The organism is Clostridium muellerianum, from assembly GCF_012926525.1.
Lineage (GTDB): Bacteria > Bacillota > Clostridia > Clostridiales > Clostridiaceae > Clostridium_AM > Clostridium_AM muellerianum.
The window spans coordinates 1-530 of the sequence record NZ_JABBNI010000005.1 but is presented as its reverse complement, the minus strand read 5'-3'; the positions used below and the strand labels follow the sequence as shown (position 1 = coordinate 530).

The 530-nt window shown below is 33.2% G+C and carries 2 pseudogenes; both read right to left on the bottom strand.

The features are described from left to right. Positions 1–173 (bottom strand): annotated as a pseudogene (locus HBE96_RS02010) (methylaspartate ammonia-lyase); the annotation flags it as partial. 52 nt (positions 174–225) lie between these two features. Further along, positions 226–530, bottom strand: a pseudogene (locus tag HBE96_RS02005) (methylaspartate mutase subunit E); the annotation flags it as partial.

Below are 530 nucleotides of genomic sequence, written 5' to 3'. Positions count from 1 at the left end.
ATAATCATAACAGATATAGCTTCTCCGGCCTGTCTTACGTTTTTAAAACCTTCTGTTACTGGTTCTCCTACATAAGTGAATCCATCATGTCCTGCTCCCTTTTTTATAGCTCTCTGATCATCGAAATAAAATCCTGTTTTTGATTCTGAACAAATAACGTCAACTATTTTCATTTTTTCCACCCATCTTTCTAAGTAGTTTTATATATTTAATTAATTGGCTGTATTATTCTGGTCTTCCTATTAAAACGCCCTTGCCTACAGCAAATATATCATCTATAGTCATTTGGAATGTTACTTCTCTTCCTTCAAACTTTCCTCTTTCTTCTAACTTTCTTGTATTGAATGCTTTTAGTTCTTCAGTTAAAGGTAAGTTTCCAAAGTTCAAATATCTTACTGCTCCATTATTATCTCTAGCAGGCATCATTTTTCCTGCATTGAATTTGCTTGGTGCAAATGGTATATCTACTATTCCTGCATCAAATCCTTTTACTGTTCCTACTGCTAAATCTCCATTTCCAAGTTCAAATA